We start from the raw sequence: 25243 nt of genomic DNA on the forward strand, positions 1-25243 counted from the left end.
GAAGACAGGACCCTTCTCCCACCGGGAGAAGGTGCCCCGAAGGGGCGGATGAGGGTACGGGCGAAGCCTAATGCCGTCGGATCCTTCATGAGGGCGGATGAGGCCACGAGCGCAGCCTCGAACACCACGAGGCTGCGCCCGTACCCTCACCCCCGCCCCCTCTCCCGGAGGGAGAGGGGAGGGTCACTCGGAGTAGAGGGCGTGTCGGTGCATCACTTGCGCTGATCGATCGGCACGAACGCCTGATCCTCCGGCCCCACGTAGTTCGCGCTGGGGCGGATGATCTTGCCGTCGACGCGCTGCTCGATGATGTGCGCGCTCCAGCCGGCGGTGCGGGCGATCACGAACAACGGGGTGAACATCGCCGTCGGCACGCCCATCATGTGGTAGCTGACCGCACTGAACCAGTCCAGGTTGGGGAACATCTTCTTGATGTCCCACATCACCGTTTCCAGGCGCTCGGCGATGTCGTACATCTTGCGGCTGCCCTGCGCCTCGGACAGCTCGCGCGCCACGTCCTTGATGATCTGGTTGCGCGGGTCGGACACCGTGTACACCGGGTGGCCGAAGCCGATGATGACTTCCTTGCGCTCGACCCGCGCGCGGATGTCGGCCTCGGCCTCGTCCGGGGTGTCGTAGCGCTTCTGCACCTCGAAGGCGACCTCGTTGGCGCCGCCGTGCTTGGGCCCGCGCAGCGCGCCGATACCGCCGGCGATGGCGCTGTACATGTCGCTGCCGGTGCCGGCGATGACCCGGCAGGCGAAGGTGGAGGCGTTGAACTCGTGCTCGGCGTACAGGATCAGGCTGGTGTGCATCGCCTGCACCCATTCCTCGTGCGGCTTGAAGCCGTGCAGCAGGCGCAGGAAATGCCCGCCGATCGAATCGTCGTCGGTTTCCACCTCGATGCGCCGGCCGTTGTGGCTGTAGTGGTACCAATACAGCAGCATCGAACCGAGGCTGGCCATCAGCTTGTCGGCGATGTCGCGCGCGCCGGGATGGTTGTGGTCGTCCTTCTCCGGCTGCACGCAACCCAGCACCGACACGCCGGTGCGCATCACGTCCATCGGATGCGCCGACGGCGGCAACTGCTCCAGCGCGGCCTTGACCGCGGCCGGAATGCCGCGCAGCGAGCGCAGCTTGGCCTTGTAGCCGCGCAGTTCGCTGTTGCTGGGCAGCTTGCCGTGCACCAGCAGGTAGGCGATCTCCTCGAACTGGCTGCTGCGCGCCAGGTCCAGGATGTCGTAGCCGCGGTAGTGCAGATCGTTGCCGCTGCGGCCCACCGTGCACAGCGCGGTGTTGCCGGCGGCGGTGCCGGACAGGGCCACCGATTTCTTCGGCTTGAAGGCAGGGGCGGTCTGCGAAGCGGTGTCGTTCATGGCGAATCTCCCGGTGTTGCGGTCGGATGGACGCAGTGGATCAGGGGGCGTGCGGCGCCGGCGGCCAGGCCCCGGCGCGCTCGAGCAGTTGCTGCAGCATGGCGATCTGGCGGTTCTGCAGGTCCACCAGCGTCGCCCAGTCCTGCTCGCGCAGCTGGTTGAGCTTCTCGTGCACCTGCAGGATCTCCAGCTCGGCCTTGATGTTCACTTCGTAGTCGTTCTGCGCGTGCAGGCGGTCCACCGCCGCCTGGCGGTTCTGGCTCATCATGATCACCGGCGCCTGGATCGCCGCCAGGCACGACAGGCACAGGTTGAGCAGGATGTAGGGATACGGATCGAAGGCGTGCGCCAGCACCAGGCTGTTGAGCGCGATCCAGCCCAGCAGCACCACGCCGAAGCCGATGATGAAGCCCCAGCTGCCGCCGATCGCGGCGACGCGGTCGGCGATGCGCTCGCCCAGCGAACGATCGCGGTCGGCCTGCTTGACGATGTCGCGGGCCACGTGGCGCTTGGCGATGAAGCGCTCCACCACCTCGCGCTCGGCCTCGGACAGCGTGTCCAGTTCGGTCTGCAGCAGGTGCCGCGCGGTCTGGCGGCGGTCGATGCGGCTGCGCAGGAATGCAGACGCGCTGGCTTGGGTATTCATGGACGCACTCGGGCAGGGAAATCGCCGCCGATCATGCGCCCTTGCCGGCGAACAGCGCATCCAGGCGCTGCTCGAAGGCGTGGTAGCCGATGCGCTCGTACAGTTCCTCGCGGGTCTGCATGCGCTCCAGCACTCCCTGCTGGTGGCCGTCGCGGCGGATCGCGGTGTACACGTCCTCGGCGGCCTTGTTGGCGGCGCGGAACGCCGACAGCGGGAACAGCTGGATCGCCACGCCGGCCGAAGCCAGTTCGTCGCGGGTGAACAGCGGGGTCTTGCCGAACTCGGTGATGTTGGCCAGCACCGGCACCTTCACCGCGTCGACGAAGCGGCGGTAGGTGTCCAGGTCGTAGGCGGCCTCGGCGAAGATGCCGTCGGCGCCGGCCTCCACGCAGGCGATGGCGCGTTCGATCGCCGCGTCCACGCCCTCGGCCTGGATCGCATCGGTGCGCGCGATCAGGAAGAAGTCCGGATCGGTCTTGGCGTCGGCCGCGGCCTTGACCCGATCGACCATCTCGCCCTGGCTGACGATCTCCTTGCCCGGACGGTGACCGCAGCGCTTGGCGCCGACCTGGTCCTCGATGTGGCAGGCGGCCGCGCCGGCCTTGATCAGTGCCTTGATCGTGCGCTCGATGTTGAACGCGCTCGGCCCGAAGCCGGTGTCGATGTCCACCAGCAGCGGCAGCGGGCACACGTCGGTGATGCGGCGCACGTCGATCAGCACGTCGTCCAGAGTGTTGATGCCCAGATCCGGCAGGCCCAGCGAGCCGGCGGCGACGCCGCCGCCGGACAGGTAGATCGCCTTGTAGCCGGCACGCTGCGCCAGCAGCGCATGGTTGGCGTTGATCGCGCCGATCACCTGCAACGGCGCTTCGGCGGCCAGGGCGGCGCGGAAACCGGCGCCGGGGGAAACGAGGGACATGGACGGCTCCTGACGAAGAGGCGGCGGCGCCCGCCGGGCGTTCCGCGATGGGCGCCAATCTGGCACTCTCGCCGGCACGGATCAATCTTGATTCAATGAATCAACCTATCATCCCTTCATGTCCGACAGCCCCGACCGCAACCTGATCTCCGCCGCGGAAGCCTGCGCCCTGCTCGGCATCAGCAGCGCCACCCTGTACGCCTACGTCAGCCGCGGCCTGCTGAGTTCGCGCGCCGGCGCCGACCACCGCAGCCGCGCCTACCTGCGCGCGGAAGTGGAGCGGCTGGCGCAGCGCAAGCGCGCCGGCCGCGGCGCCGCGCGTGGCGCCGCGCAGAGCCTGGACCGCGGCCTGCCGGTGCTGGAGACGCGGATCTCGCTGATCCGCCCCGACGGCCCCTACTACCGCGGACGCTCGGCGGTGGCCATGGTCCGCGCCGGCGCCAGCCTGGAGGACATCGCGCGGCTGCTGTGGGACTGCCCGGAGGGCGAAGACCCGTTCGCCAGCGCGCCGGTCGCGCCTTGGCCGGCGGTGGTGGCGCCGCTGGCCGGGCATGCCGCGCTGCCGCCGCTGGAACGCGCCATGGCCTGCATCCCGCTGCTGGCCCTGGACCTGCGCCAGTCGCTCAACGCCGCCCCCGGCGTGCGCCGCGAGAGTGCCGCCACCCTGCTGCGGCAGACCGCCGCGCTGCTGGTCGGCACCGCAGCGGACGCGCGCCCGGTGCATCGCCTGATCGCCGACCATTGGCGTCCCGGCGACGCCAGCTTCGCCGAACTGGTGCGCGCCGCGCTGCTGCTGTGCGCCGACCACGAGCTCAACGTCTCCGCCTTCGCCGCCCGCGTGGTCGCCTCCACCGGCGCGCCGCTGCACGCCACCGTCAGCGCCGGCCTGGCCGCGCTGTCCGGCCCGCGCCACGGCGGTGCCACCGCGCGTGCCCACGCCCTACTGCGCGACGCCCAGGACGCGCCCAGCGCCGCCGCCCTGATCGCCGAACGCTGGCAGCGCGGCGACGACCTGCCCGGCTTCCACCACGCCCTGTACCCGGACGGCGATCCGCGCGCGGCCGAAGTGCTGCGCCTGCTGCGCGCACGCTGCGCCGGCAGCGCGCGCATGCAGCACGTGGAAGCGGTGATCGCCGCCGCCCAGGACTGCAGCGGCCAGCGCCCGAACATCGACTGCCTGCTGGCCGCGCTCTGCTTCGTCCACGACCTGCCCGCCGCGCACGCCCTTGTGCTGTTCGCCGCCGCCCGCCAGGCCGGCTGGCTGGCCCACGCCCTGGAACAGCAGGCCCTGGGCAAGCTGATCCGGCCACGGGCGCGCTACACCGGGGCGATGCCGGAGGATGGTGGCGCGCGCGACTGAGACAACGGCCGGGACACGCCAAACGCGCTTCGGCGACAAGTAGACAGGTACGGCCTGCAGGTGTATCTAAAAACCGCCAACGGCGAAGACCAAGACCTCGGCCGGCATCGGCACCTGAGCGCAGTCGCCGCCCTTCCACTGCCACGTTGAACAAGCCGGCCTGACCGGCGGATTGCGCCGGCGCATCGGAAGGGCCGCGCCCTCCAACACGTTCAGCAAGGTCACCTCGCCAAGGTCGCGCCCGCGGTGTACAAATGTACACCATGACCACCCTGTCCCCGCAGCGCGCCGCCATCCTCGCCTACGTCCACGCCTGCGCCGAGCAGGACGGGCGGCCGCCAAGTCTGGCCGAGATCGCCGAACGCTTCGGCTTCGCCTCGCGCAATGCCGCGCGCAAGCACGTGCAGGCGCTGGTCGAGGCCGGGCTGCTGGCGCAGGTTCCGCAGCAGGCTCGCAGCCTGCGCCCGGCGCAGGCCGGCACCCGCAGCGAACTGCTGCAACTGCCGGTGCTGGGGCGGGTGGCCGCCGGCGCGCCGATCGGCGCCGACATCGGCCTGGACCAGCAACTGCGCCTGGACCGCGCCGTGTTCGCGTTGCGCCCGGACTACCTGCTGCGGGTGCAGGGCGACTCGATGATCGACGACGGCATCCTCGACGGCGACCTGGTCGGCGTGCGCCGCGCCGCCGACGCGCGCAACGGCCAGATCGTGGTGGCGCGGCTGGACGGCGAACTCACCATCAAGCGCTACCGCGCCGATGGCGACGGCATCGCGCTGCTGCCGCGCAATCCTGCCTATGCGCCGATCGTGGTCGGCCCCGGGCAGGACTTCGCCATCGAAGGGCATTACTGCGGCCTGATCCGGCCCGGCTGATGGCCGCCGTCGTCGCCCTCGACCGCCTGCTGGCCGAGCGCCGGGTCTGGCGCGGCCAGCCGACCGCGCTGCCGCCCAGCGCGCAGCCCACCGGGCACGCCGCGCTGGACGCGGTGCTGCCGGCGCGCGGCTGGCCGGAGATGGCGCTGACCGAACTGCTGCACGCCGCCGACGGCATCGGCGAACTGCAAGTGCTGTGGCCGACCCTGGCGCGGCTGTCGCAAGGCGGCGGGCGCATCGTGCTGGTGGATCCGCCGTACCTGCCCTACCCCGCCGCCTGGGCCCAGGCCGGGGTGGCGCTGGCGCAGGTGCAGATCGTCCGCGCCGGCGCGGACGCGGCCTGGGCCGCCGAGCAATGCCTGCGCGCGGGCAGTTGCGCGGCGGTGCTGTGCTGGCCGGGACTGGCCGCCGACAAGACCCTGCGCCGGCTGCAGGTAGCGGCCGAGACCGGGCGCACCCTGGGCTTCGCCTACCGGCCGCTGAAGGCCGCCGCCAATCCGTCGCCGGCCGCGCTGCGCCTGGCCATCGACGCCGCACCGGCGCAACTGCGCGTGCTCAAGTGCCGCGGCGGCCTGCCGCCGGCGCAGCCGATCGCCCTGTCCGCCCTGGCGGCCGGGTGAGGCCGCCCCCATGCGCTGGGCCTGCATCCTGTTGCCGCAACTGGCGCTGGACACCGTCCTGCGCCGCTGGCCGACGCCGGACGAGCCGCTGGCGCTGCTCGACGGCCCGCCGCAGCGGCGCACGCTGAAGGCGGTCAACGCCGCCGCGCGCGCCCGCGGCCTGCGTCCCGGGCAATCGCTGGTCACCGCGCAGGCGCTGTGCGACCGCTTCGCCACCGCCCTGCACGATGCCGAAGAAAGCCGCCGCAGCCAGCAGTTCCTCGCGGCGTGGGCGTACCGCTTCAGTTCGCTGGTCAGCACCGACTACCCCGGTGCGCTGCTGCTGGAGATCGAGGCCAGCCTCGGCCTGTTCGGGCCGTGGCCGCGCTTCGAGGCGCGGCTGCGCGAGGAACTGACCGCGCTGGGTTTCCGTCATCGCATCGTGGTCGCACCGCATCCGCTGGCCGCGCGCGCGCTGGTCAATGCGCACGACGGTATCGCCCTGCTCGACAACGCCGCGCTGCAGCGCGCGCTGGGGCAATTGCCGATCGCCCGTGCCGGGCTGTCGCCGGCCCTGGCCGACGGCTTCGCGCGGATGGGCCTGCGCCGCCTGCAGCAGCTGTTCGCACTGCCGCGCACCGCGCTGGCACGGCGCTATCCGCCGGCCCTGCTGCAGCACCTGGACGCGTTGCGTGGGCAGGTGCCGCTGCCGCTGCAGTACTACCTGCCGCCGGACCGCTTCGATGCACGTGTGGAACTGGGCTATGTGACCGAATCCAACCAGGCGCTGCTGTTCCCGCTGCGTCGGCTGACCCAGGACCTGGCCGCGTTCCTGGCCGGACGCGACGGCGGCGTGCAGCGCTTCCGCCTGCTGCTCGAACACGAGGACCTGGAGCCCAGCGTGGTGCCGGTGGGATTGCTCGCCGCCGAGCGCGATGCGGCGATGCTGTTCGAACTGGCGCGCGGGCGCCTGCAGCAGGCCAGCGTGCCGGCGCCGGTGCAGGCGCTGCGCCTGTGCGCCGACGAACTGCCGCCGTTCGTGCCGGCCGCGCGCGAACTGTTCGACGAGCGCGCGCAACAGGCGCTGCCCTGGGAGCAATTGCGCGAACGCCTGCGCGCGCGCCTGGGCGACGACGCCGTGCACGGCCTGCGCGCGCACGCCGACCATCGCCCGGAACTGGCCTGGCGCGCCGACTCCGCGCCAACACGCAACACGGCCGCGCCCGCCGCCACCGCACCGCCACGGCCCGGCTGGCTGCTGCCGCGACCGGTGCCGCTGCGCGAGCGCGCGCCCGAACGCCTGGCCGGGCCGGAACGCATCGAGAGCGGCTGGTGGGACGACGGCGACGTGCGCCGCGACTACTACGTCGTGCGCACCCGCCAGGGCCAGCGCGCCTGGGCCTTCGCCCCGGCCGACGCGCCGGACGCGCTGATGCTGCACGGCTGGTTCGCATGAGCCACACCCCGCCGCATCCGCGCATGCCGCCGCGCCTGCGGCTGCTGCCGACGCCGGCCCCTGCGCAAACCAGCGCCCCCGCCACCAGCGCGCCGCCCGCGCTGGCGGACCCCACGCTGCCCGACTACGCCGAACTGCACTGCCTGTCCAACTTCAGCTTCCAACGCGGCGCCTCGCATCCGTGGGAACTGTGCGAACGTGCGCTGCGCCACGGCTACCGCGCCCTGGCGATCACCGACGAATGCAGCCTGGCCGGCATCGTGCGTGCGTGGCAGGCGGCCCGGGACATGGGCCTGCACCTCATCGTCGGTAGCGAGATCCAGTTCGAGCACGGCCCCAAGCTGGTGCTGCTGGCCGAGACCCTGCACGGCTACCAGCGGCTGTGCCGGCTGATCACCCTGGCCCGGCGCCGCGCCGACAAAGGGACCTATCGCGCGCTGCGCGAGGACCTGGCCAGCGCCGACGACGGCGCCGGCCTGCTGTGCCTCTGGCTGCCGCGCGGCGACGGCGACGACGCGGCGGACGGCGCCTGGCTGCAGGCGCGCTTCCCGCAGCGGCTGTGGCTGGCGGTGGAACTGCTGCGCGGCCCCGACGACGCCGCGCTGCTGCAGGCGCGCCTGCAACTGGCGCAGCGCCTGCACCTGCCCGCCGTGGCCAGCGGCGACGTGCACATGCACGCACGCGGCCGCCGCGCGCTGCAGGACACCTTGACCGCGATCCGCCAGCGCCTGCCGCTGCACGAAGCCGGCGCCCACCTGTATCCCAACGGCGAGCGCCACCTGCGCCCGCGCGCCACGCTGGCGGCGCTGTATCCACCCGCGCTGCTGGCCGAGACGGTGCGCATCGCCCAGCGTTGCGACTTCAACCTCGGCCAACTGCAGTACGAATACCCGCACGAACTGGTGCCGCCCGGGCACACGCCCACGCAATGGCTGCGCCTGCTCACCGAGCGCGGCGCGGCCGAGCGCTGGCCGCAGGGCGTGCCGGACAAGGCGCGGCGCCTGATCGAGCACGAACTCGGGGTGATCGAGCGGCTGCAGTACGAGTCCTACTTCCTCACCGTGTACGACCTGGTGCGCTTCGCGCGCTCCAAGGACATCCTGTGCCAGGGCCGCGGCTCGGCGGCGAACTCGGCGGTGTGCTACGCGCTGGGCATCACCGCGATCGATCCGGACCGCATCGGCATGCTGTTCGAACGCTTCATCTCCGAAGAGCGCAAGGAGCGGCCGGACATCGACATCGATTTCGAGCACGACCGCCGCGAGGAAGTGATCCAGTACATCTTCCGCCACTACGGCCGCGAGCGCGCCGCGCTGGCGGCGGTGGCGATCAGCTACCACACGCGCAGCGCGGTGCGCGACGTGGCGCGCGCACTGGGCCTGCCCAGCGACACCGTCGATGCGCTGTCCTCCGCGCTGGGCCAGCGCGATCCGGTGGAGTCGGCGCAGGAGCTGCTGCGCGAACGCGGCTTCGATCCGGACACGCCGGTGATGCGCCGGCTGCTGGTGCTCGCCAGCCAACTGATCGGCTTCCCACGGCACCTGTCGCAGCATCCCGGCGGCTTCGTCATCTCCGAGCATGCGCTGCACACCCTGGTGCCGGTGGAGAACGCGACCATGGCCGAGCGCACGGTGATCCAGTGGGACAAGGACGACCTGGAACTGGTCGGGCTGATGAAGGTCGACGTGCTCGCGCTGGGCATGCTCAGCGCACTGCGGCGCACCCTCGACCTGCTGCGCGCGCATCGCGGCCGCGACTACACGCTCGCCACCATCCCCGCCGAAGACCCGCAGACCTACGCGATGATCCAGCGCGCCGACACCATCGGCGTGTTCCAGATCGAATCGCGCGCACAGATGGCGATGCTGCCGCGGCTGCAGCCAAAAGCGTTCTACGACCTGGTCATCCAGGTGGCGATCGTGCGCCCCGGGCCGATCCAGGGCGGCATGGTGCATCCGTACCTGCGCCGGCGCAGCGGCGAGGAAGCCACCGACGATCTGCCCGACGAGCTGCGCGAGGTATTCAAGCGCACGCTCGGCGTGCCACTGTTCCAGGAACAGGTGATGCAACTCGCGGTGGTCGCCGCCGGCTACACGCCGGGCCAGGCCGACCAGTTGCGCCGCTCGATGGCGGCCTGGAAACGCCACGGCGGCCTGGAACCGCATCGCGAGAAATTGTTGGAGGGCATGCTCGAGCGAGGCTACAGCGCCGAATTCGCCGCACGCATCTTCGAACAGATCAAGGGCTTCGGCAGCTACGGCTTTCCCGAGAGCCACGCCGCCAGCTTCGCCCTGCTCACCTACGCCAGTTGCTGGCTCAAGTGCCACGAACCGGCGGCGTTCACCTGCGCCCTGATCAACAGTTGGCCGATGGGGTTCTACAGCCCGGACCAGTTGCTGCAGGACGCGCGCCGCCACGGCTTGCAGGTGCGGCCGGTGGACGTGCGCTACAGCGACTGGGACTGCAGCCTGGAAGCGTACAGCCCCGATCCGCAGGTGCAGCCGGCGATCCGCCTGGGCCTGCGCCTGGGCCTGCGCCTGGTCCGCGGCCTGGCCGAGGATGCCGCGCAGCGCCTGCAGCAGGCGCGCGCACAGGCCCCGTTCCACGACCTCGCCGACCTGTGCCACCGCGCCGCGCTCGATGACAAGGCCCGTGCCGCGCTCGCCGACGCTGGCGCGTTGAAAGCACTGGCCGGGCATCGCCATCGCGCACGCTGGGCGGTGGCCGGCGTCGAGGCGCAGCGCCCCCTGTTCGAAGCGCTCGCGGCCACGCCCGAACAGCAGGTCGCGCTGCCGCTGCCCAGCCAGGGCGAGGACATCCGCGCCGACTACGCCACCCTCGGCACCACCCTGGGCAAGCACCCGCTGACCCTGCTGCGCGCGCAACTGCGTGCGCGCCGCTACCGTCATTCCGGCGAACTGCGCGCGCTGCCGCATGCCAGCGCGGTCGCCATCGCCGGCCTGGTGACCATGCGCCAGCGCCCGCAGACCGCCAGCGGCGTCACCTTCGTCACCCTCGAGGACGAGCACGGCCTGGTCAACGTGGTGGTGTGGCGACGCCTGGCCGACCGCCAGCGCCAGGCGCTGCTCGAATCCCGGCTGCTGCTGGTACGCGGCCGCATGGAAACCGCCGATGGCGTGCGCCACCTGATCGCCGGCCACCTCGAGGACCTGACGCCCATGCTGCTCGGCCTGGACATCCGCAGCCGGGATTTTCATTGAGGTGGCGCCGCGGCGACGCGCAGCTCGATGCGACGCCTGCGCCCACGCCGTCACGCTCGCTGCCGCCGACCGCGACCTCCGCAAGTTCAGGGCTGTTTGCCCAGCGCAGCCAACAACGTCTGCACGCCTTTCCAGCCCCAGTACACGCGGTGGCAGGCGATCAATCCGGCCGCGTCCAGGTCCATCACTTCCACCAGATCGACCTGATCGCCCTGCGGCGTGTCGCGCGGATACTCCCAGACCAGTTGCCGCCCGGCGACATGACAGTGGCCGCTGCGATACCAGCGGCCCAGGCCGTTCTCGGGCTGGGCGAAGGACGCGGCGAAGAACGCCGCGATGGCGTCGCGGCCCTGCAGCCGCCCATCCTGCCGTGGCGCCGAGGCCACATAGGCCAACGGCGATTCCAACTGGGCATCCGGCGCATACAGCGCCATCAACCCCGGCAGATCGCGCGCGACTACATATTGATGCCAGCGTTCGAATACGACATGCGCATCGCGCTCGGCGGGGGTCGATGACGTTTCGTTCGTCTGCATCGGCAGGCTCCGGTGGGGATGCGCACAGTCTGGGAAACCGACAACCGCATCGCTTCGCCGCGTATCGAAACGTCGTGGCATCGCCGGCCCTATGATGCGCAGGTCCATCGGGAGCGCGGCGATGCCACCGGAACACCCCAAGCTTGCGGCGACCGCCTTCCTGATCGCCGACCCGGCCCGCGCCGCCATGCTGATGGCGCTGGTCGACGGGCGCGCACTGCCGGCCGGCGAACTGGCCTTCGCCGGCGGCGTCACCCCGCAGACCGCGAGCGCGCACCTGGCCAAGCTGCTGGACGGCGGCCTGCTCGCGGTCGAGATCCAGGGCCGCCACCGCTATTACCGCCTGGCCAGCGCACACGTCGCCACCGTGCTCGAAACCCTGGCCACCCTCGCGCCGCCGCAGGCATCCCGGGTCCGCAGCCCGCAGCGCGGCATCCAGCCACTGCGCCTGGCGCGCTGCTACTACGACCATCTCGCCGGGCGCCTCAGCCTGGCGATCGCCGAGGCACTGGAACAGCGCGCATGGCTCACCGCCCACGACGCCAGCCGCTACGCCGTTTCCCCCGCAGGCGCGGCATGGTTCGCGCGCATGGGCGTGGATCTGCCGCACCTCGCCCAAGGCCGCCGCCCCCTGGCCCGGCGCTGCCTGGACTGGACCGAGCGCCGCCACCACCTCGCCGGCGCGCTCGGCGCCGCCCTGCTCGATCAGTTCTCCGCCCGCCACTGGCTACGCCGCGTCGACGGCTCGCGTGCACTGGTAGTCACCGATCTCGGCTGGGCCGGCCTGCTCGCCGAACTGGGCATTCGCCGGTGCGAAGACGAAGCGGTGGCGCTGGAACCCTAAAGCCAAGCCACATGCATGGCGGCATCGCCAGCAATGCGCATCGCGGACGCAAGCGCCTAATCGCACCGCCTGGCGCAACGCGCCGTACGCCGACGCCGAGCTACGCCGCTGTCTCGGCGCAGCAGGACGTGCAGGCCTGGCGCGGGCTGGCGGTGTACGAGGCGGCGCAGGCCGGCCACGTGGAGATCGTGCAAGCCCTGCTCGGCGCTGGCGCCAACCTGGAAGCGCGCGACGCGCTGGGCCGCACGCCGTGGCTGAAGCCGCCCGCCACGGCCGCGTGGCGGTGCTGGAACGGCTGCTGCCGCACAAGCCGGACCGGGCCGCCGTCGATGGCGACGGCTGAAATAAATCCGTTCAGCCAGCCTGTCCCTCGTCCAGGCCTCCAAACCTTTCGTCCTGGCCGCAACCCCTTGATGTTTCAAGAAATGGGGAACTCGGCCGATGTCTCGGGTGTCAAAGTACAGTCGGTAGACAAGATGAATTGTATTGACAGTGAAACGCCTGGATCAATTGAAGGAAGTCAATAGTGTCAATACAATGTTGATCCCGGACATGGAGAGTGCGTGTGGCGATCATCATCCCGCCAGGAATTGCTGCAAAGATTGGTCAGGCCGACCACGGAGGCATCACGGAACAAGAGGTGCGTGAGTGTTTTGAGAACCACGATGGTCGCCTCTGTTGGGATGGGCGCCAACAGCACCTGGATAGATCCGGCAGGCCGTCACCATGGTTCGTGGCCGAAACCAACAAGATGCGGTGTCTAAAAATAATGTTCGTTCGAGATGGCAATGACATTTTCCTGAAGTCTGCATACCCAGCGACTGAGACGGTCAGAGACATCTATGAGCGCAAAAGTGTTTAACAACCAGGAGACGGACATGGCTACTTCCGAAAGCGTTTTTGAGCGCGGCCCATGGGAGGAGCTCGATGCAGATTTGGAATCGGCGTGCGTTGGCGCGCCAGAAGGGGAGGCAAGCGCTGTACGCAAAGCGATTGGCCTCCAAATGGTGTCAATGCGACTACAGCCTGAGCTCGTTGCTGCGTTGAAGGACATCGCCCAGCACCACGGTATCGGCTATCAACCGATGATCCGAGATCTTCTTAACCGATTTGCTGCATCCGAAATTCGCCAGATCCTTGAGGAGCAAGTGAAGAGATCACTGCTTCGTGAGCAAGAGGAAGCGACTGTTCCCGTCAGTCAATTCCTTGAACGCGAGCGCCGGATGGCGTGAGTTCCTGAGACCCCGCTCCGGCGGGGTTTTCTTTGCCCGATGCTTGTGTTGGACTGCTTAAACGAGTGCCGCAACTTGCCTGGCTACGCCAGCGCGAAAACTCTCAGCCATTCATCAGAACACGCAGCACCAATTCGTTGCCGCCGGCGAGCCAGGCGTGCTCGTCGATGTACCAGGTTCCCCCGATCTTCATGCCGGGCAACGAGCCCGCCTGCAGCCAGCGTCGGACAGTCAAATCGGTCGGCGCAGATCCCTCGGCGAAGTACTTCGACCTCCACGCCACCACCGTTCATCAACAGCATCACAAGCACCTCGAATTGGAGGTGACAGATCGTACGTAGCAAGGGTGACAAGATCGGACAGCATCATGCTGCCAGCGCCTCAGCAGATCGGCGACCCATCCAATGAACAGCGAACCCAGCTCTGGCCTTGCATCAGATCAGCTCCCGCTGCGCTTCCCCCGACTACCGGACGTGCTTGCGCGCGTGCGCATGTCCATACTCTATCGAATGGTTCGGGACGGCGAATTCACTAAGCCCATGTCGATCGGCAGAACGGCCATCTGAGTCGAATCGGAGATAGGTGCTTGGATGGCGGCAAGCATCCCTGAGCGAGATTGCAGCAGTGATCGCTAAGCGGCGACCAGGAAGCTGCTGTACGTGCAGTTACGAAAAAGCCGGCACTAGGCCGGCTTTTTCGTTGACGCTCAAATTCGTGGTGGGCGGTGCAGGGTTCGAACCTGCGACCCTTGCCGTGTGAAGGCAATGCTCTACCGCTGAGCTAACCGCCCGTGTCGCGAGCCGCACATTATAGGGCTGTGGCGCGCGGCGTCAATGGGTCCTTGCGAGGTCCCTGGCGCGACGCCGCCACGCGGCCACTACATGGTCTGGGTGGGCTTGTCGGCGTTGAGGATGCCGGCCAGCTGGGTCTCGATCTTGGTGCGGATGGTCTCGCCTTCACTGTTGTCGGGCAGCTGCACGCCGATGCCGGCGGCGCGGTTGCCCTGGGCGCCGACCGGGGTCACCCAGATCACCTTGCCGGCCACCGGCAGGCGCTCGCTGGAATCGGGCAGGGTCAGCAGCAGGAACACCTCGTCGCCGAGGAAGTAGCGCTTGGGCGTGGGCACGAAGATGCCGCCGTTCTTCACGAACGGCATGTAGGCGTTGTACAGCACCGCCTTGTCCTTCACCGCCAGCGACAGGATGCCCTGGCGTCCGCTCATCGCGCTCATCGTTGTGCCCCTCTCCGGGCCGGGCGATCGCCATCGCGCCAGGCCAGCAACAGTTCCGCGATCGCCAGGTCGGCGCGCACGGTGGTCCGCAGCAGGTCGCGGGTGCGATTGGCGGCGTCGAACCACGCGGCCAGCTTGTGCAATCGCGCCGGGTCGGTCAAGCCGGCCTGCGAGGCCTGCGCCAGCGCCAGGTCGGCGGCATGACCCAGGCGCTGCTCGGCGAGGGCGTCGCCGCTCCAGCGTTGCGCGGCCTCCAGCGTGCCGAGCTTGCCGGCGGCGACCTGCTCCAGGTCGGCGGCCACCTGCCGGCGCAGCTTCAATCCGTCCTCGCGCAGCCACTGCGCGGCCAGGCCGGGATGGCCGCGCGCGGCGTCCAGCGCTTCGCGCGCGGTCTTCTCCGGGAAGTCCTGGGCCAGCAGCCAGGCGATCGCTTCCTCGGCCGGCGGCAGCTTGAATTCCAGGCGCTGGCAGCGGCTGCGGATGGTCGCCGGCAGCCGCGCCGGCTGCGCGCTGATCAGCCACAGGTAGCGGCCGGGCTGCGGCTCCTCCAGGGTCTTCAGCAGCGCGTTGCAGGCGGCGCGGTTGATCGCGTCGGCCGGGTCCACCACCACCACCTGGGCCACGCCGTACTGCGGGGTCAGCGCCAGCTTCTGCGAGATCTCGCGCACCTGCTCGATGACGATCTCGGTGCGCAGCTTGTCGCCGGTACGGTTGGGAATGAACGAGATCAACTGCAGGTCGGGATGGGTGCCGGCGGCGATCAGCTGTGCGCTGCGCAGGGCCGCGGCCGGTTCGCCCTGGCCCAGCACGTGCGCGGCCAGCTTCAGCGCCACCGCGCGCTTGCCCAGGCCTTCCGGCCCGCAGATCAGCAGGCCATGGCCGAGGCGGCCGGCATCGAGCGCGGCCACGGTCTGGTCGTAGGCGCGCTGCTGCCACGGCGAAAACGGCAGATCGCTCATGGGGTCGGCTCCTGTTGCTGCTGCACCCACGCCGCCAGCGCGGCGGCGACCGCCTGCGCCACCGCCTGCGGCGGCTGGCTGGCGTCGATGACGCGGAAGCGCTGCGGATCCTGCGCGGCGCGCTGGCGGAAGCCGGCACGCACGCGCTGGAAGAAATCGTCCTGTTCGCTCTCGATCCGGTCCGGCCACAGGTCGCGGCCGCTGGTGCGGGCGCGGCCGATCTGCACGTCCAGGTCCAGCAGCAGGGTCAGCCCCGGCTGCAGGCCGACCGCGCGCCGCTCCAGGTCGGCGATCCAGGCGCGGTCCAGGCCGCGGCCCTCGCCCTGATAGGCATAGCTGGAATCGGTGAAGCGGTCACTGACCACGTAGGCGCCGCGCTGCAGCGCCGGGCGGATCACCTCGCGCACGTGCTGGGCACGCGCGGCGAACACCAGCAGCAGTTCGGTCTCGGCGGCCAGCGGCTCGGCAACCTCGCCGGGCGTCCTGTCCAGCAGTAGCGCGCGGATGCGCTCGGCCAGCGGCGTGCCACCCGGCTCGCGGGTGAGTACCACTTCGTGGCCCTGCGCCTGCAGCCAGTCGCGGATCGCGTTGATCGCGGTGGTCTTGCCGGCGCCCTCGCCGCCTTCCAGGCTGACCAAGCGATGGTGGCGCAGCACGGCCTCGCTCATGGCGTCACCGCCGCGTCGCTGCGTGCCTGGCGCAGGCGCTGCAGGTAGCGCGCCACCGCGGCGGTGTGCTCGGCGTAGCTGGAGGAGAACGCATGCGCGCCGCTGCCGTCGCCGATGGCCACGAAGTACAGGCTGTCGCCCGGCGCCGGATGGGTGGCCGCGCGCAGCGCGTCGCGCCCGGGCATGGCGATCGGGGTCGGGGTCAGGCCGGTGCGGGTGTAGGTGTTGTACGGCGTATCGGTCTCCAGGTCGCGTTTGCGGATGTTGCCGTCGTAGGCGCTGCCGATGCCGTAGATCACGCTCGGGTCGGTCTGCAGTTTCATGCCTAGCTGGAGGCGGCGCACGAACACGCCGGCGATCTGCGGGCGCTCGGCGGCCAGCCCGGTCTCCTTCTCCACGATCGAGGCCAGGGTCAGCGCCTGCTCCGGCGACTGCAGCGGCAGGTCGCTGGCACGCGTGTCCCAGGCCTCGGCCAGCGCCTTGTCCATCGCCGCATGCGCGCGGCGCAGCAGCTGCAGGTCGGTATCGCCGCGCTGGTAGAGGTAGGTCTCGGGCAGGAAGCGGCCTTCCGGGTGCTGGCCGGGCTGGCCGAGCTTGGCCATCAGTTCGCTGTCGCTGAGGTCGGTGGTGGTGTGCACCAGCGGCGTGGCCGCGTTCAGGGCACTGCGCAACTGGCGCACGTTCCAGCCTTCGACGATGGTGAAGCGGTACTGGATCACCTGGCCCTTGCGCATGCGCAGCAGCAGCTCGCGCGGACTCAGCGCCGGCTGCAGGGCGTACTCGCCGAACTTGAGCTTGCCGGCCACGCCCAGCTCGCGTGCCAGCACCTGCCATTGCAGGTCGCTGCCCTGGGTGACGCCGGCGGCGCGCAGCTTGCGCAGCACGCCATTGAGCGAGGCGCCGCGCGCCACCTCCACGCTGGGCTGGGTCGCCTGCAGCGGCTGCTCGGCGAAGGCGCGATACCCGTGCCACCACCAGGCGCCTGCCGCGGCCAACAGCAGCGCCAGCATCAGCACGATCGCCAGCAGGGTCAGACACCCGCGTTTAGCCCAAGCCACGGCCACCTCGAAGCGAATTCAATGGCATGCAGGATACCGCGCGGCCGGCATCGCCCGGTATCGGCGCGGCTGGCTCATGGCTCCAGCGCGCGCAGCAGCCCGCGCGCCTTGGCCCGGGTCTCGTCGAGTTCGCGCTCCGGGTCGGAGTCGAACACGATGCCGGCGCCGGTGCGGAACTGCACCTGCGCGCCCTCCACCTCGGCGGTGCGGATGAGGATGTTCAGGTCCATGTCGCCGTCGCGGTTGAGCCAGCCGAACGCGCCGGTGTAGGCGCCGCGCGGCGTCTGCTCCAGCTCGGCGATGATCTGCATGCAGCGCACCTTGGGGCAGCCGGTGATGGTGCCGCCGGGGAAGGTGGCGCGGATCGTCTCGCCGGGGGTGGTGCCGGCGCGCAGCCGGCCGCGCACGTTGCTGACGATGTGGTGCACGTGGGCGTAGCTCTCCACCGTCATCAACTCGTCGACCTCGACGCTGCCCGGCGCGCAGATCCGCCCCAGGTCGTTGCGCTCCAGGTCGATCAGCATCACGTGCTCGGCGCGCTCCTTGGGGTGCCCGACCAGTTCGCGGATGCGCGCGGCCTCGTCGTCGCCCGGCGCGCGCGCGCGGGTGCCGGCGATCGGCCGGGTCTCGACCACGTCGCCGCGCACCGATACCAGCCGTTCCGGCGAGGAACTGACCACGGCGCGGCCGTGGCCGACGAACAGGCCGGCGAACGGCGCCGGGTTGGCGCGGCGCAGCTGCGCGTACAGCGCCGCTGGCGCCAGCGGCGCGGCGAAGCGCGCCGACCAGCGCCGCGACAGGTTGACCTGGAACACGTCGCCGGCGCGCAGGTAGTCGAGGATGCGGCGCACGCCGTCGACGAAGCGCTGCGGCGGGTCTTCCTCGATCGCCGTCGGCGCCTGCCAGGCCGGCGCCGGCGCCGCGGCAGGCAGCGCCTGCAGATCGGCGAGCACACTGTCCAGCAATGCCGCATGCGCGGGCTCGGCCAGCGCCACGCAGTCGCCGCTGACATGGTCGCGCAGCAGCGCTGCAGGGCAGCGCAGGGCCAGTGCCGTTGGCGTGGCCGCGGCGGACTGCGGCAACTGCAGCACCGGCTCCACCTGCGCGGCCAGTTCGTAGTCCAGCAGCAGCGCCCAGCCGCCGCGGAACGGCCAGCGCGGTTCGTCGCGTTCGCAGCGTTCGGCCTGCCAGCGCGCGTCCAGCGCGCTCAGGAAATCCCCGGCGACCGCCGCACCCTCCAGCTCGCGGGTGACGCCATCGCGATCCAGCCGCAGGCCCTGCCCGTCGGCGACCAGCAACAGATCCCAGCGCCCCTGCGCGGTGCCCGAGGCCGCCGATTCCAGCAACACCGGATACCGCTGCGGCGCCAGGCGATGCAGCGCCAGCAGATCGACCTCGGCCGGCAAGGGAACGGTACGCAGCATCGAAGATCCGCTGGAAGATTGAAAGAAACGTCAGGGAACGGGAGGCGTCGCCAGACGCGCTCTAAGCGACACCGCAGCAACGCGCGCGGACCTCACGCGCGCCGCTCGATCTCCGCTCGATGGATGGACGCGCGCGACGGGAGTGAGGCGCCGGCTGTGACGATTCCCGATTCCCGATTCCCGAATCCCGGCTCCTAGACCCGCTTGAACAGCAGCGTGCCATTGGTCCCGCCGAAGCCGAACCCATTGGACATGGCCACGTCGATCTTCTTCTCGCGCGCCACGTTCGGCACGTAGTCCAGATCGCACCCTTCGCCCGGTTCGTGCAGGTTGATGGTCGGCGGGATGATGCCGGCGTGGATCGCCATCACCGAGAAGATCGCCTCGGCACCGCCGGCGGCGCCGAGCAGGTGACCGGTCATCGACTTGGTGGAGCTGACCATGGTCTTGTAGGCGTGATCGCCGAGCGCGCGCTTCATCGCCAGGGTCTCGGCCAGATCGCCCAGCGGCGTGGAGGTGCCGTGCGCGTTGAGGTAATCGACCTGGTCCGGATTGAGCTTGGCGTCCTTCATCGCCGCCACCATGCTGCGCGCGGCGCCTTCGCCGTCCTCGCTCGGAGCGGTCATGTGGAAGGCGTCGGAGCTGGCGCCGAAACCGACCAGCTCGGCATAGATGCGCGCACCGCGCGCCTTGGCGTGTTCGTACTCTTCCAGCACCAGCACGCCGGCGCCGTCGCCCAGCACGAAGCCGTCGCGCTCCTTGTCCCACGGCCGCGAGGCCGCGGCGGGATCGTCGTTGCGGGTGGACATCGCCTTCATCGAGCAGAAGCCGCCCACCGAGGTCGGCGACGAACCGCGCTCGGCGCCGCCGGCCAGCATCACGTCGGCGTCGCCGTGCTGGATCATGCGCATCGCGGTGCCGATGGAATGGTTGGAAGTGGCGCAGGCCGAAACCGCGGAGAAGGTCGGCCCCTTCAGCCCTTTGATCAGGCTCACCTGGCCCGGCAGCATGTTGATGATGGTGCTGGGCACGTAGAACGGCGAGATCTTGCGCGCGCCGCCCTCGTGGAATTTGATGGTCTGCTCCTCGATGCCGAGCAGGCCGCCGATGCCGGAGCCGAGGATCGCGCCGATGCGTTCGGCATTGGCCTCGGTGATCTCCAGGCCGGAATCGTCCAGCGCCATGAACGAGGCGCCGACGCCGTAATGGATGAACGAATCCATCTTGCGCGCGTCCTTGGACGAAATGAACTTGGTCGGATCGAAATCCTTGATCTCGCCGGCGATCTTGGTGGTGAACTGAGACGCATCGATCTGGGTGATCGGGCCGATGCCGGAGCGTCCGTTGACGATCCCTTCCCAACTGCTGGCCAGGTCATTGCCCAACGGCGACACCAGGCCCATGCCGGTTACGACGACACGACGGCTCATTGCGAAATCTCCTCACCGCGATACGCGCGGCCTTGACGCTGTAAAAACACAGGGCCGCATGCGCGGCCCCATGGGATTGTCACGCGCATCGTGCCCACGCAGGCGCCGATGGCGATCGAGAACGCCGCATCAGCTCTTGACGTGCGCCTTGACGTAGTCGATGGCCTGCTGCACCGAGGTGATCTTCTCGGCTTCTTCGTCCGGAATCTCGCACTCGAACTCTTCTTCCAGGGCCATCACCAGCTCGACGGTGTCCAGCGAGTCGGCACCCAGGTCATCGACGAACGATGCGTTGTTGGTGACTTCTTCTTCCTTGACGCCGAGCTGTTCGACGACGATTTTCTTGACGCGTTCTTCGATGGTGCTCATTGGGATATCGCTCCAGATGGAGTAGTGGTGGTTCAAAAACGCCATCGGGCTGCGATGGCCGCGTTGGATAGTGTAGTGGAAACCGGCTGGCCCTTGCAGCGCTGCACAAATGCCGGCCGATCAGCCACTTAGGCGCGTCCGCTGCGCCACAGGCTCACGGCATGTACATCCCGCCGTTCACGTGCAGGGTTTCGCCGGTGATGTAGCCGGCGCCGGGGCCGGCCAGGAACGCAACGGCATTGGCGATGTCCGACGGCTGGCCGAACTGGCCGAGCGCGATCTGTTGCATCAGCGCTGCGCGCTGCGCCTCCGGCAGCGTCTTGGTCATGTCGGTATCGATGAAACCGGGCGCCACCACGTTGACGGTGATGCCGCGCGATCCGATCTCCTTGGCCATCGACTTGGAGAAGGCGATGATGCCGGCCTTGGCCGCGGCGTAGTTGGTCTGGCCCGGGTTGCCGGTCACGCCGACCACCGAGGCGATGTTGACGATGCGGCCCTTGCGCGCCTTCATCATGCCGCGCAGCACCGCCTTGGAGGTGCGGAACACGCTGGTCAGGTTGGTGTCGATGATCGCCTGCCAATCGTCGTCCTTCATCCGCATCAGCAGGTTGTCGCGGGTGATGCCGGCGTTGTTGACCAGGATCGAGACCGCACCGAATTCCTTGGCGATCGCCTCGACCAGCGCCTCGACCGCGGCGGCGTCGGTGACGTCCAGCGCGCGGCCATGGCCACCATGGTCGGCCAGGCGCGCACCGATCGCCTGCGCGCCGGTGTCGGAGGTGGCGGTGCCGATCACGGTCGCGCCCTGCGCGGCCAGCATGTCGGCGATGGCCGCGCCGATCCCGCGGCTGGCGCCGGTGACCAGCGCGATCTCGCCCTGCAATGGCTTGCTCATCTGCTTTTCCTTGGAAACGGACGGCGCATGGCACCGTGGGGAAGGAGGGAGGCCGGCGCGGACGCGGCACGCACCGCGCGGCGGCCGGCGATCAGAAGGCCCAGGCCTCGCGCGCGCCGGCGAACTCGGCGGGCGTGCCCAGGGCACGGCCGTCCAGCGACTTGTCGATGCGCTTGACCAGCCCGGTCAGCACCTTGCCCGGGCCGCACTCGGCCAGGCGGGTGGCGCCGCCAGCGGCCAGCGCCTGCACGCAGCCGGTCCAGCGCACCGGCAGGTACAACTGTTCGACCAGCGCCTGGCGGATCGCCTCCACACCCTTGTGCACCTGCGCATCGGCGTTCTGCACCACCGGCAGCTGCGGCGCGTGCCAGGCCAGCCCGCGCATCGCCTCGGCCAGGCGGTTGGCCGCATCGCGCATCAGCGGGGTGTGCGAGGGCACGCTGACCGCCAGCTTCACCGCCTTGCGCACGCCGCGCTCGGCCAGCAACGCCAGCGCGCGGTCGACCGCCGCGGCATCGCCGCCGATCACCACCTGCCCCGGCGAGTTGTAGTTGGCCGGCACCACCACCTGGCTGCCGGCGGCCTGCGCGCAGACCTTTTCGACCAGCGCGTCCTCGGCGCCGAGCACGGCGGCCATCGCGCCCACGCCGGCCGGCGCGGCGTCCTGCATCAGCTGCCCGCGCAGCCGCACCAGGTGCGCGCCGTCGTGCAGCGACAGGGCGCCGGCGGCGACCAGCGCGCTGTATTCGCCCAGGCTGTGCCCGGCCAGCTGCGCCGGACGCGCCCCGCCCTCGGCCAGCCACAGCCGCCACAGCGCCACGCTCGCGGCCAGCAGCGCCGGCTGGGTGTACTCGGTGCGGTTGAGCATCTCTTCCGGGCCGCCCTGGCTCAGCGCCCACAGGTCCACGCCGGCGCCGTCGGAGGCTTCGGCGAAGCTGTCGCGCAGTTGCGGATGCAACTCGGCCAGTTCGGCCAGCATGCCCAGCGATTGCGAACCCTGGCCGGGGAAGACGAAGGCGAGTGTGGAATCGGTCACGCGGTTGGCCCTGCGAAAATCGAGCGGCGATGATACGGGCGAAACCGGTCGGGCGTCTGTACCCGGGCGTATGTGACATGGCGGCTGGCGCGCCGCGCGGCACCCGCAACACCCCCCGCTCCGCCACGCCCGACGTCACGCCGGCAGCATGGCTGGCGGGCCACACGCACACGACGGAAGGCGATGCCACTGGGGCACGGCGGGGCGATGCGGAGATGGCGCAGGCCGGCGGCACTGCAGCGCGAAGGAGACGGGATCGGCTCGGATCTGGCAGCGCCACGCGCGCGTGCACCAGCGGCCGCCCGGGTCGAACCGCGGCTCGCGTTCGGGCGTGCTCGCCGACGGGAGATGGCAGCGCGCGAATGCCGATGTCCAGGCAGCGCACAGGCCGCACCCGAGCAGGCACGCGACAACGCGCCGTCGCAAGTGCGGCGGACGCGCTGGTGGCATGCAGGCTGCGGTCGGCCAGCGCAGCGTGTCGCGAAGACACCTACCGCGCAGGCACCGGCAACAGGCTCAGTAGCGCAGCAGCGCCGAGCCCCAGGTGAAGCCGCCGCCGAAGGCTTCCAGCAGCAGCAGGTGGCCGCGCTGCACGCGGCCCGAGCGCACCGCCACGTCCAGCGCCATCGGCACCGAGGCGGAGGAGGTGTTGCCGTGGATGTCCACCGTCACCACCACCTGCTCCATCGGCAGGTCCAGGCGCTTGGCGGTGGCTTCGATGATGCGCAGGTTGGCCTGGTGCGGGATCAGCCAGTCCAGGTCGTGCTTGTCCAGGCCATTGGCGTCCAGGGTCTCGTCGACCACCGCGTCCAGCGCCTTGACCGCGTACTTGAACACCTCGCTGCCCTTCATCTGGATGCCGCCGACGGCCGGGTCGCCGGTGCCGTCGCCCAGCCCGGTGGAGATGCCGACCGGGTTCCACAGCAACTCCTTCTTGCTGCCGTCGGCATGCAGATGGGTGCTGAGGATGCCGGTGTCGGTGTCGGCGCGCAGGACTACCGCGCCGGCACCATCGCCGAACAGCACGCAGGTGGTGCGCTCGGTCCAGTCGACGATGCGGCTGAGGGTTTCGGCGCCGATCACCAGCACGGTCTTGGCGTCGCCGCTGCGGATGAACTTGTCGGCCACGCTGAGCGCGTAGACGAAGCCCGAGCAGGCGGCGTTGACGTCCATCGCCGGGCAGCCGACCGCGCCCAGCCGCGCCTGGATCAGGCAGGCGGTGGACGGGAAGATCAGATCCGGCGTGGTGGTGCCGACCACGATCATGTCCAGCTCGGCGACCTCGATGCCGGCGGCTTCGATCGCCTTCAGCGCGGCCTCGTAGCCCAGGTCGCCGGCGGTCTGACCGGGCGCGGCGATGTGCCGCTCGCGGATGCCGGTACGGCTGCGGATCCATTCGTCGCTGGTGTCGACCATCTGCGCGAGATCGTCGTTGGTCAACACCTTTTCAGGCAAATAGCTGCCGGTGCCCGCGATCCTGGAATAGATCCGCTTGCTCATGCTGGTTCCTGTTGCCTGTTACGCAGGCCGCCCCGGTGCGGCGCGGCCTGTGAAGATGGGTGACTCCGTCCGCCGCAGCGCGGCGAACGGGCACGGATCAATCTTCTTCGACCTGCGCGGTCTTGGTGGCGATCACCTTCTTGCCACGGTAGTAACCGTCGGCGGTGACGTGGTGGCGCAGGTGGATCTCGCCGCTGGTCGGATCGGTCGACAACTGCTTGGCGCTGAGGGCGTCGTGCGAACGGCGCTGGCCGCGGCGGGACGGGGTGACACGGGATTTCTGCACAGCCATGGGATTGCTCCAAACTCGGTTCGTTTACATCTGTCGTCATTACGTCGCGCAGGACGCGCGCGTCCGGCAACAACCTCAGGCAGCGGCAGGCGGACCGACCGCTACTGTTTCTTCAGCGCCGCCAGCGCCGCGAACGGGCTGGCCTTGCTCGTTTCTTCCTCGGTCGCCGGCCAGTCGCGATCGACCGCCTCGCTTCCGGGCGCCACCGGCACCAGCGGCACCGCCAGCACCAACTCGTCCTCGACCAGATCGGCCGGCCGCAGCATGCCGTCGTCCGGCACCAGCAAGGCCTCGTGATCCGGCGGCAACGCGGCTTCTTCTTCCTCGCTGCGGATCAGCCCCAGCCGCTGCACGCTCGACACCGGCAGCAGGAAGCGCTGCAGGCTGCGCTGACAGATCAGCGGCAGCTCGGTTTCGATCTTCAGTTCGACGTAGGACACTTGCAGTACAGCGTCGCGGCCGAATTCCAGCGTGTAGCGGCATTCGCCTTCGGTGTCGGCCAGGCTGCCTTGCAGACGGGTCATCGCCGAGAGCGGCAGGCGGTCTTCGAAGACCCTGCGCGCTGCGACCATCCGCCAGGCATCCAACAGTTCGGGCACGTTCGCGGACATAAGCCGCAGAATGTTAAGGACTGCCGGCGCCGCTGTCAAACCGCCCCCAGCCCGGCGCCGGGCCGGCTTGCCGGGCCGCGCCGGCCGCCGCAGACTGCCGGCCCCGGCCCGCCGCCGCCCTGCCCCACCGCCGATGCCGCCGCTGATCCTGGCTTCCACCTCCGCCTACCGCCGCGACCTGCTGCAACGGCTGCGCCTGCCCTTCGAGTGCGTGCGCCCGCAGGTCGACGAAACCCCGCTGCCCGGCGAGGCGCCGCTGGCGCTGGCGCAACGGCTGGCGGCGGCCAAGGCCGCGGCGGTCGCGGCCGCCGCGGCGCAGGCCTGGGTGATCGGCGCGGACCAGGTCGCCGAACTGGACGGCCAACCGTTGGGCAAGCCCGGCGATGTCGCCGCGGCGCATGCGCAGCTGGCGGCCATGTCCGGGCGCAGCGTGCGCTTCCACACCGCGGTGTGCCTGCAACGCGGCGCGCGCACCCTGCACGCCTGCGACCTCACCGAAGTGCGGTTCCGCGACCTGCACGCCGACGCCATCGCCCGCTACGTCGCCGCCGAGCAGCCGCTGGACTGCGCCGGCAGTTTCAAGTGCGAAGGCCTGGGCATCAGCCTGTTCCGCGCGATCCACACCCAGGATCCGACCGCGCTGATCGGCCTGCCGTTGATCGCGCTGTCCGAACTGCTGCGCGAGGCCGGCTACACCCTGCCCTAA

At 70.1% G+C, this 25243-nt stretch carries 24 protein-coding genes, 1 tRNA gene and 1 pseudogene; 9 read left to right on the forward strand and 17 right to left on the reverse strand.

What is annotated here, in order from left to right; all coding sequences use genetic code 11:
• Positions 1-212 precede the first annotated feature (212 nt).
• Genes prpC through prpB form a run of 3 tightly spaced genes read right to left on the reverse strand, consistent with a single transcriptional unit; the run spans position 213 to position 2941 of the window.
• On the reverse strand, positions 213-1376 hold the full coding sequence (prpC, locus tag NKJ47_RS16240) for a bifunctional 2-methylcitrate synthase/citrate synthase (protein WP_254458856.1): 1164 nt from the start codon (positions 1374-1376) through the stop codon (positions 213-215).
• A 40-nt stretch (positions 1377-1416) separates the two neighbouring features.
• A complete protein-coding gene (locus tag NKJ47_RS16245; RefSeq protein ID WP_254458857.1) occupies positions 1417-2022 on the reverse strand; it encodes a DUF1003 domain-containing protein in 606 nt (201 codons plus the stop codon).
• A 31-nt stretch (positions 2023-2053) separates the two neighbouring features.
• Entirely contained in the window at positions 2054-2941 is an 888-nt protein-coding gene (prpB, locus tag NKJ47_RS16250) for a methylisocitrate lyase (protein WP_017910833.1), read from the reverse strand.
• Positions 2942-3059: 118 nt separating this feature from the next.
• Between prpB and NKJ47_RS16255 the strand changes: the two genes are divergently transcribed.
• From NKJ47_RS16255 to NKJ47_RS16275, 5 genes are all read left to right on the forward strand, one after another.
• Complete coding sequence (locus tag NKJ47_RS16255; protein WP_254458858.1) at positions 3060-4301, forward strand: citrate synthase family protein; 1242 nt, start codon at positions 3060-3062, stop codon at positions 4299-4301.
• A gap of 263 nt (positions 4302-4564) precedes the next feature.
• Positions 4565-5173 (forward strand): transcriptional repressor LexA, encoded by a 609-nt coding sequence (lexA, locus tag NKJ47_RS16260; protein WP_160946367.1) that lies wholly within the window; start codon positions 4565-4567, stop codon positions 5171-5173.
• Positions 5173-5793 carry a translesion DNA synthesis-associated protein ImuA gene (imuA, locus tag NKJ47_RS16265; RefSeq protein WP_254458859.1) on the forward strand — a complete coding sequence of 207 codons (621 nt, stop codon included), beginning with the start codon at positions 5173-5175 and terminating at the stop codon, positions 5791-5793. Before lexA ends, imuA begins: the two co-directional genes overlap by 1 nt.
• A 10-nt stretch (positions 5794-5803) precedes the next feature.
• On the forward strand, positions 5804-7228 hold the full coding sequence (locus NKJ47_RS16270; protein WP_254458860.1) for a Y-family DNA polymerase: 1425 nt from the start codon (positions 5804-5806) through the stop codon (positions 7226-7228).
• Positions 7225-10449, forward strand: coding sequence for an error-prone DNA polymerase (locus NKJ47_RS16275; RefSeq protein ID WP_254458861.1), 3225 nt, complete (start codon positions 7225-7227; stop codon positions 10447-10449). Before NKJ47_RS16270 ends, NKJ47_RS16275 begins: the two co-directional genes overlap by 4 nt.
• A gap of 86 nt (positions 10450-10535) precedes the next feature.
• On the opposite strand, the gene NKJ47_RS16280 is transcribed toward NKJ47_RS16275, so the two are convergent.
• A complete protein-coding gene (locus NKJ47_RS16280) occupies positions 10536-11093 on the reverse strand; it encodes a nuclear transport factor 2 family protein (RefSeq protein WP_254458862.1) in 558 nt (185 codons plus the stop codon).
• 13 nt (positions 11094-11106) lie between these two features.
• Between NKJ47_RS16280 and NKJ47_RS16285 the strand changes: the two genes are divergently transcribed.
• From NKJ47_RS16285 to NKJ47_RS16295, 3 genes and pseudogenes are all read left to right on the forward strand, one after another.
• The gene (locus NKJ47_RS16285) at positions 11107-11829 is read left to right on the forward strand and encodes an ArsR/SmtB family transcription factor (protein ID WP_254458863.1); all 723 of its coding nucleotides are present in this window, start codon (positions 11107-11109) and stop codon (positions 11827-11829) included.
• A 149-nt stretch (positions 11830-11978) separates the two neighbouring features.
• Positions 11979-12169: pseudogene (locus tag NKJ47_RS16290) on the forward strand (ankyrin repeat domain-containing protein); the annotation flags it as partial.
• Positions 12170-12707: 538 nt separating this feature from the next.
• Positions 12708-13061: a hypothetical protein gene (locus NKJ47_RS16295; protein WP_254458864.1), complete on the forward strand. Its 354-nt coding sequence runs from the start codon at positions 12708-12710 to the stop codon at positions 13059-13061.
• 715 nt (positions 13062-13776) lie between these two features.
• Here the strand turns inward: NKJ47_RS16295 and NKJ47_RS16300 are convergent.
• The 13 genes from NKJ47_RS16300 to NKJ47_RS16360 all read right to left on the reverse strand — a co-directional run bounded on the left by NKJ47_RS16300 (position 13777) and on the right by NKJ47_RS16360 (position 24537).
• Positions 13777-13851: transfer RNA gene (locus NKJ47_RS16300), tRNA-Val, on the reverse strand.
• 87 nt (positions 13852-13938) lie between these two features.
• Positions 13939-14292, reverse strand: coding sequence for a PilZ domain-containing protein (locus NKJ47_RS16305; protein ID WP_254458865.1), 354 nt, complete (start codon positions 14290-14292; stop codon positions 13939-13941).
• A complete protein-coding gene (locus NKJ47_RS16310) occupies positions 14289-15251 on the reverse strand; it encodes a DNA polymerase III subunit delta' (RefSeq protein WP_254458866.1) in 963 nt (320 codons plus the stop codon). Before NKJ47_RS16310 ends, NKJ47_RS16305 begins: the two co-directional genes overlap by 4 nt.
• Entirely contained in the window at positions 15248-15919 is a 672-nt protein-coding gene (gene tmk, locus NKJ47_RS16315; protein WP_254458867.1) for a dTMP kinase, read from the reverse strand. Before tmk ends, NKJ47_RS16310 begins: the two co-directional genes overlap by 4 nt.
• Positions 15916-16977, reverse strand: a complete 1062-nt coding sequence (mltG, locus tag NKJ47_RS16320; RefSeq protein WP_429002446.1) for an endolytic transglycosylase MltG — start codon at positions 16975-16977, stop codon at positions 15916-15918. The genes tmk and mltG overlap by 4 nt, the downstream gene beginning before the upstream one ends.
• A 74-nt stretch (positions 16978-17051) precedes the next feature.
• Positions 17052-18401 carry an aminodeoxychorismate synthase component I gene (locus NKJ47_RS16325; protein ID WP_254458868.1) on the reverse strand — a complete coding sequence of 450 codons (1350 nt, stop codon included), beginning with the start codon at positions 18399-18401 and terminating at the stop codon, positions 17052-17054.
• A 194-nt stretch (positions 18402-18595) separates the two neighbouring features.
• On the reverse strand, positions 18596-19831 hold the full coding sequence (gene fabF, locus NKJ47_RS16330; RefSeq protein ID WP_254458869.1) for a beta-ketoacyl-ACP synthase II: 1236 nt from the start codon (positions 19829-19831) through the stop codon (positions 18596-18598).
• Positions 19832-19960: 129 nt separating this feature from the next.
• Positions 19961-20200, reverse strand: a complete 240-nt coding sequence (gene acpP / locus NKJ47_RS16335) for an acyl carrier protein (protein ID WP_010342475.1) — start codon at positions 20198-20200, stop codon at positions 19961-19963.
• 154 nt (positions 20201-20354) lie between these two features.
• A complete protein-coding gene (gene fabG, locus NKJ47_RS16340) occupies positions 20355-21098 on the reverse strand; it encodes a 3-oxoacyl-ACP reductase FabG (RefSeq protein WP_254458870.1) in 744 nt (247 codons plus the stop codon).
• Between the two features lie 91 nt (positions 21099-21189).
• The gene (gene fabD, locus NKJ47_RS16345; protein WP_254458871.1) at positions 21190-22134 is read right to left on the reverse strand and encodes an ACP S-malonyltransferase; all 945 of its coding nucleotides are present in this window, start codon (positions 22132-22134) and stop codon (positions 21190-21192) included.
• Between the two features lie 516 nt (positions 22135-22650).
• A complete protein-coding gene (locus NKJ47_RS16350; protein ID WP_254458872.1) occupies positions 22651-23634 on the reverse strand; it encodes a beta-ketoacyl-ACP synthase III in 984 nt (327 codons plus the stop codon).
• A 97-nt stretch (positions 23635-23731) separates the two neighbouring features.
• A complete protein-coding gene (rpmF, locus tag NKJ47_RS16355) occupies positions 23732-23926 on the reverse strand; it encodes a 50S ribosomal protein L32 (RefSeq protein ID WP_010342479.1) in 195 nt (64 codons plus the stop codon).
• Between the two features lie 101 nt (positions 23927-24027).
• The gene (locus NKJ47_RS16360; protein ID WP_254461450.1) at positions 24028-24537 is read right to left on the reverse strand and encodes a YceD family protein; all 510 of its coding nucleotides are present in this window, start codon (positions 24535-24537) and stop codon (positions 24028-24030) included.
• A gap of 133 nt (positions 24538-24670) precedes the next feature.
• Between NKJ47_RS16360 and NKJ47_RS16365 the strand changes: the two genes are divergently transcribed.
• Positions 24671-25243, forward strand: a complete 573-nt coding sequence (locus NKJ47_RS16365) for a Maf family protein (RefSeq protein ID WP_254458873.1) — start codon at positions 24671-24673, stop codon at positions 25241-25243.

The organism is Xanthomonas sacchari (assembly GCF_024266585.1).
Lineage (GTDB): Bacteria > Pseudomonadota > Gammaproteobacteria > Xanthomonadales > Xanthomonadaceae > Xanthomonas_A > Xanthomonas_A sacchari_C.

What these genes read in the sequence shown, in the direction of transcription:
- NKJ47_RS16325 (WP_254458868.1), bottom strand. Translation starts at nt 18,401, where the DNA reads ATGCTGCGTACCGTTCCCTTGCCGGCCGAGGTCGATCTGCTGGCGCTG.
- acpP (WP_010342475.1), bottom strand. Translation starts at nt 20,200, where the DNA reads ATGAGCACCATCGAAGAACGCGTCAAGAAAATCGTCGTCGAACAGCTC.
- NKJ47_RS16305 (WP_254458865.1), bottom strand. Translation starts at nt 14,292, where the DNA reads ATGAGCGCGATGAGCGGACGCCAGGGCATCCTGTCGCTGGCGGTGAAG.
- NKJ47_RS16255 (WP_254458858.1), top strand. Translation starts at nt 3,060, where the DNA reads ATGTCCGACAGCCCCGACCGCAACCTGATCTCCGCCGCGGAAGCCTGC.
- fabG (WP_254458870.1), bottom strand. Translation starts at nt 21,098, where the DNA reads ATGAGCAAGCCATTGCAGGGCGAGATCGCGCTGGTCACCGGCGCCAGC.
- NKJ47_RS16280 (WP_254458862.1), bottom strand. Translation starts at nt 11,093, where the DNA reads ATGGACCTGCGCATCATAGGGCCGGCGATGCCACGACGTTTCGATACG.
- NKJ47_RS16285 (WP_254458863.1), top strand. Translation starts at nt 11,107, where the DNA reads ATGCCACCGGAACACCCCAAGCTTGCGGCGACCGCCTTCCTGATCGCC.
- prpC (WP_254458856.1), bottom strand. Translation starts at nt 1,376, where the DNA reads ATGAACGACACCGCTTCGCAGACCGCCCCTGCCTTCAAGCCGAAGAAA.
- NKJ47_RS16245 (WP_254458857.1), bottom strand. Translation starts at nt 2,022, where the DNA reads ATGAATACCCAAGCCAGCGCGTCTGCATTCCTGCGCAGCCGCATCGAC.
- NKJ47_RS16295 (WP_254458864.1), top strand. Translation starts at nt 12,708, where the DNA reads ATGGCTACTTCCGAAAGCGTTTTTGAGCGCGGCCCATGGGAGGAGCTC.
- imuA (WP_254458859.1), top strand. Translation starts at nt 5,173, where the DNA reads ATGGCCGCCGTCGTCGCCCTCGACCGCCTGCTGGCCGAGCGCCGGGTC.
- NKJ47_RS16350 (WP_254458872.1), bottom strand. Translation starts at nt 23,634, where the DNA reads ATGAGCAAGCGGATCTATTCCAGGATCGCGGGCACCGGCAGCTATTTG.
- NKJ47_RS16275 (WP_254458861.1), top strand. Translation starts at nt 7,225, where the DNA reads ATGAGCCACACCCCGCCGCATCCGCGCATGCCGCCGCGCCTGCGGCTG.
- NKJ47_RS16360 (WP_254461450.1), bottom strand. Translation starts at nt 24,537, where the DNA reads ATGTCCGCGAACGTGCCCGAACTGTTGGATGCCTGGCGGATGGTCGCA.
- NKJ47_RS16310 (WP_254458866.1), bottom strand. Translation starts at nt 15,251, where the DNA reads ATGAGCGATCTGCCGTTTTCGCCGTGGCAGCAGCGCGCCTACGACCAG.
- rpmF (WP_010342479.1), bottom strand. Translation starts at nt 23,926, where the DNA reads ATGGCTGTGCAGAAATCCCGTGTCACCCCGTCCCGCCGCGGCCAGCGC.
- prpB (WP_017910833.1), bottom strand. Translation starts at nt 2,941, where the DNA reads ATGTCCCTCGTTTCCCCCGGCGCCGGTTTCCGCGCCGCCCTGGCCGCC.
- tmk (WP_254458867.1), bottom strand. Translation starts at nt 15,919, where the DNA reads ATGAGCGAGGCCGTGCTGCGCCACCATCGCTTGGTCAGCCTGGAAGGC.
- NKJ47_RS16365 (WP_254458873.1), top strand. Translation starts at nt 24,671, where the DNA reads ATGCCGCCGCTGATCCTGGCTTCCACCTCCGCCTACCGCCGCGACCTG.
- fabF (WP_254458869.1), bottom strand. Translation starts at nt 19,831, where the DNA reads ATGAGCCGTCGTGTCGTCGTAACCGGCATGGGCCTGGTGTCGCCGTTG.
- lexA (WP_160946367.1), top strand. Translation starts at nt 4,565, where the DNA reads ATGACCACCCTGTCCCCGCAGCGCGCCGCCATCCTCGCCTACGTCCAC.
- NKJ47_RS16270 (WP_254458860.1), top strand. Translation starts at nt 5,804, where the DNA reads ATGCGCTGGGCCTGCATCCTGTTGCCGCAACTGGCGCTGGACACCGTC.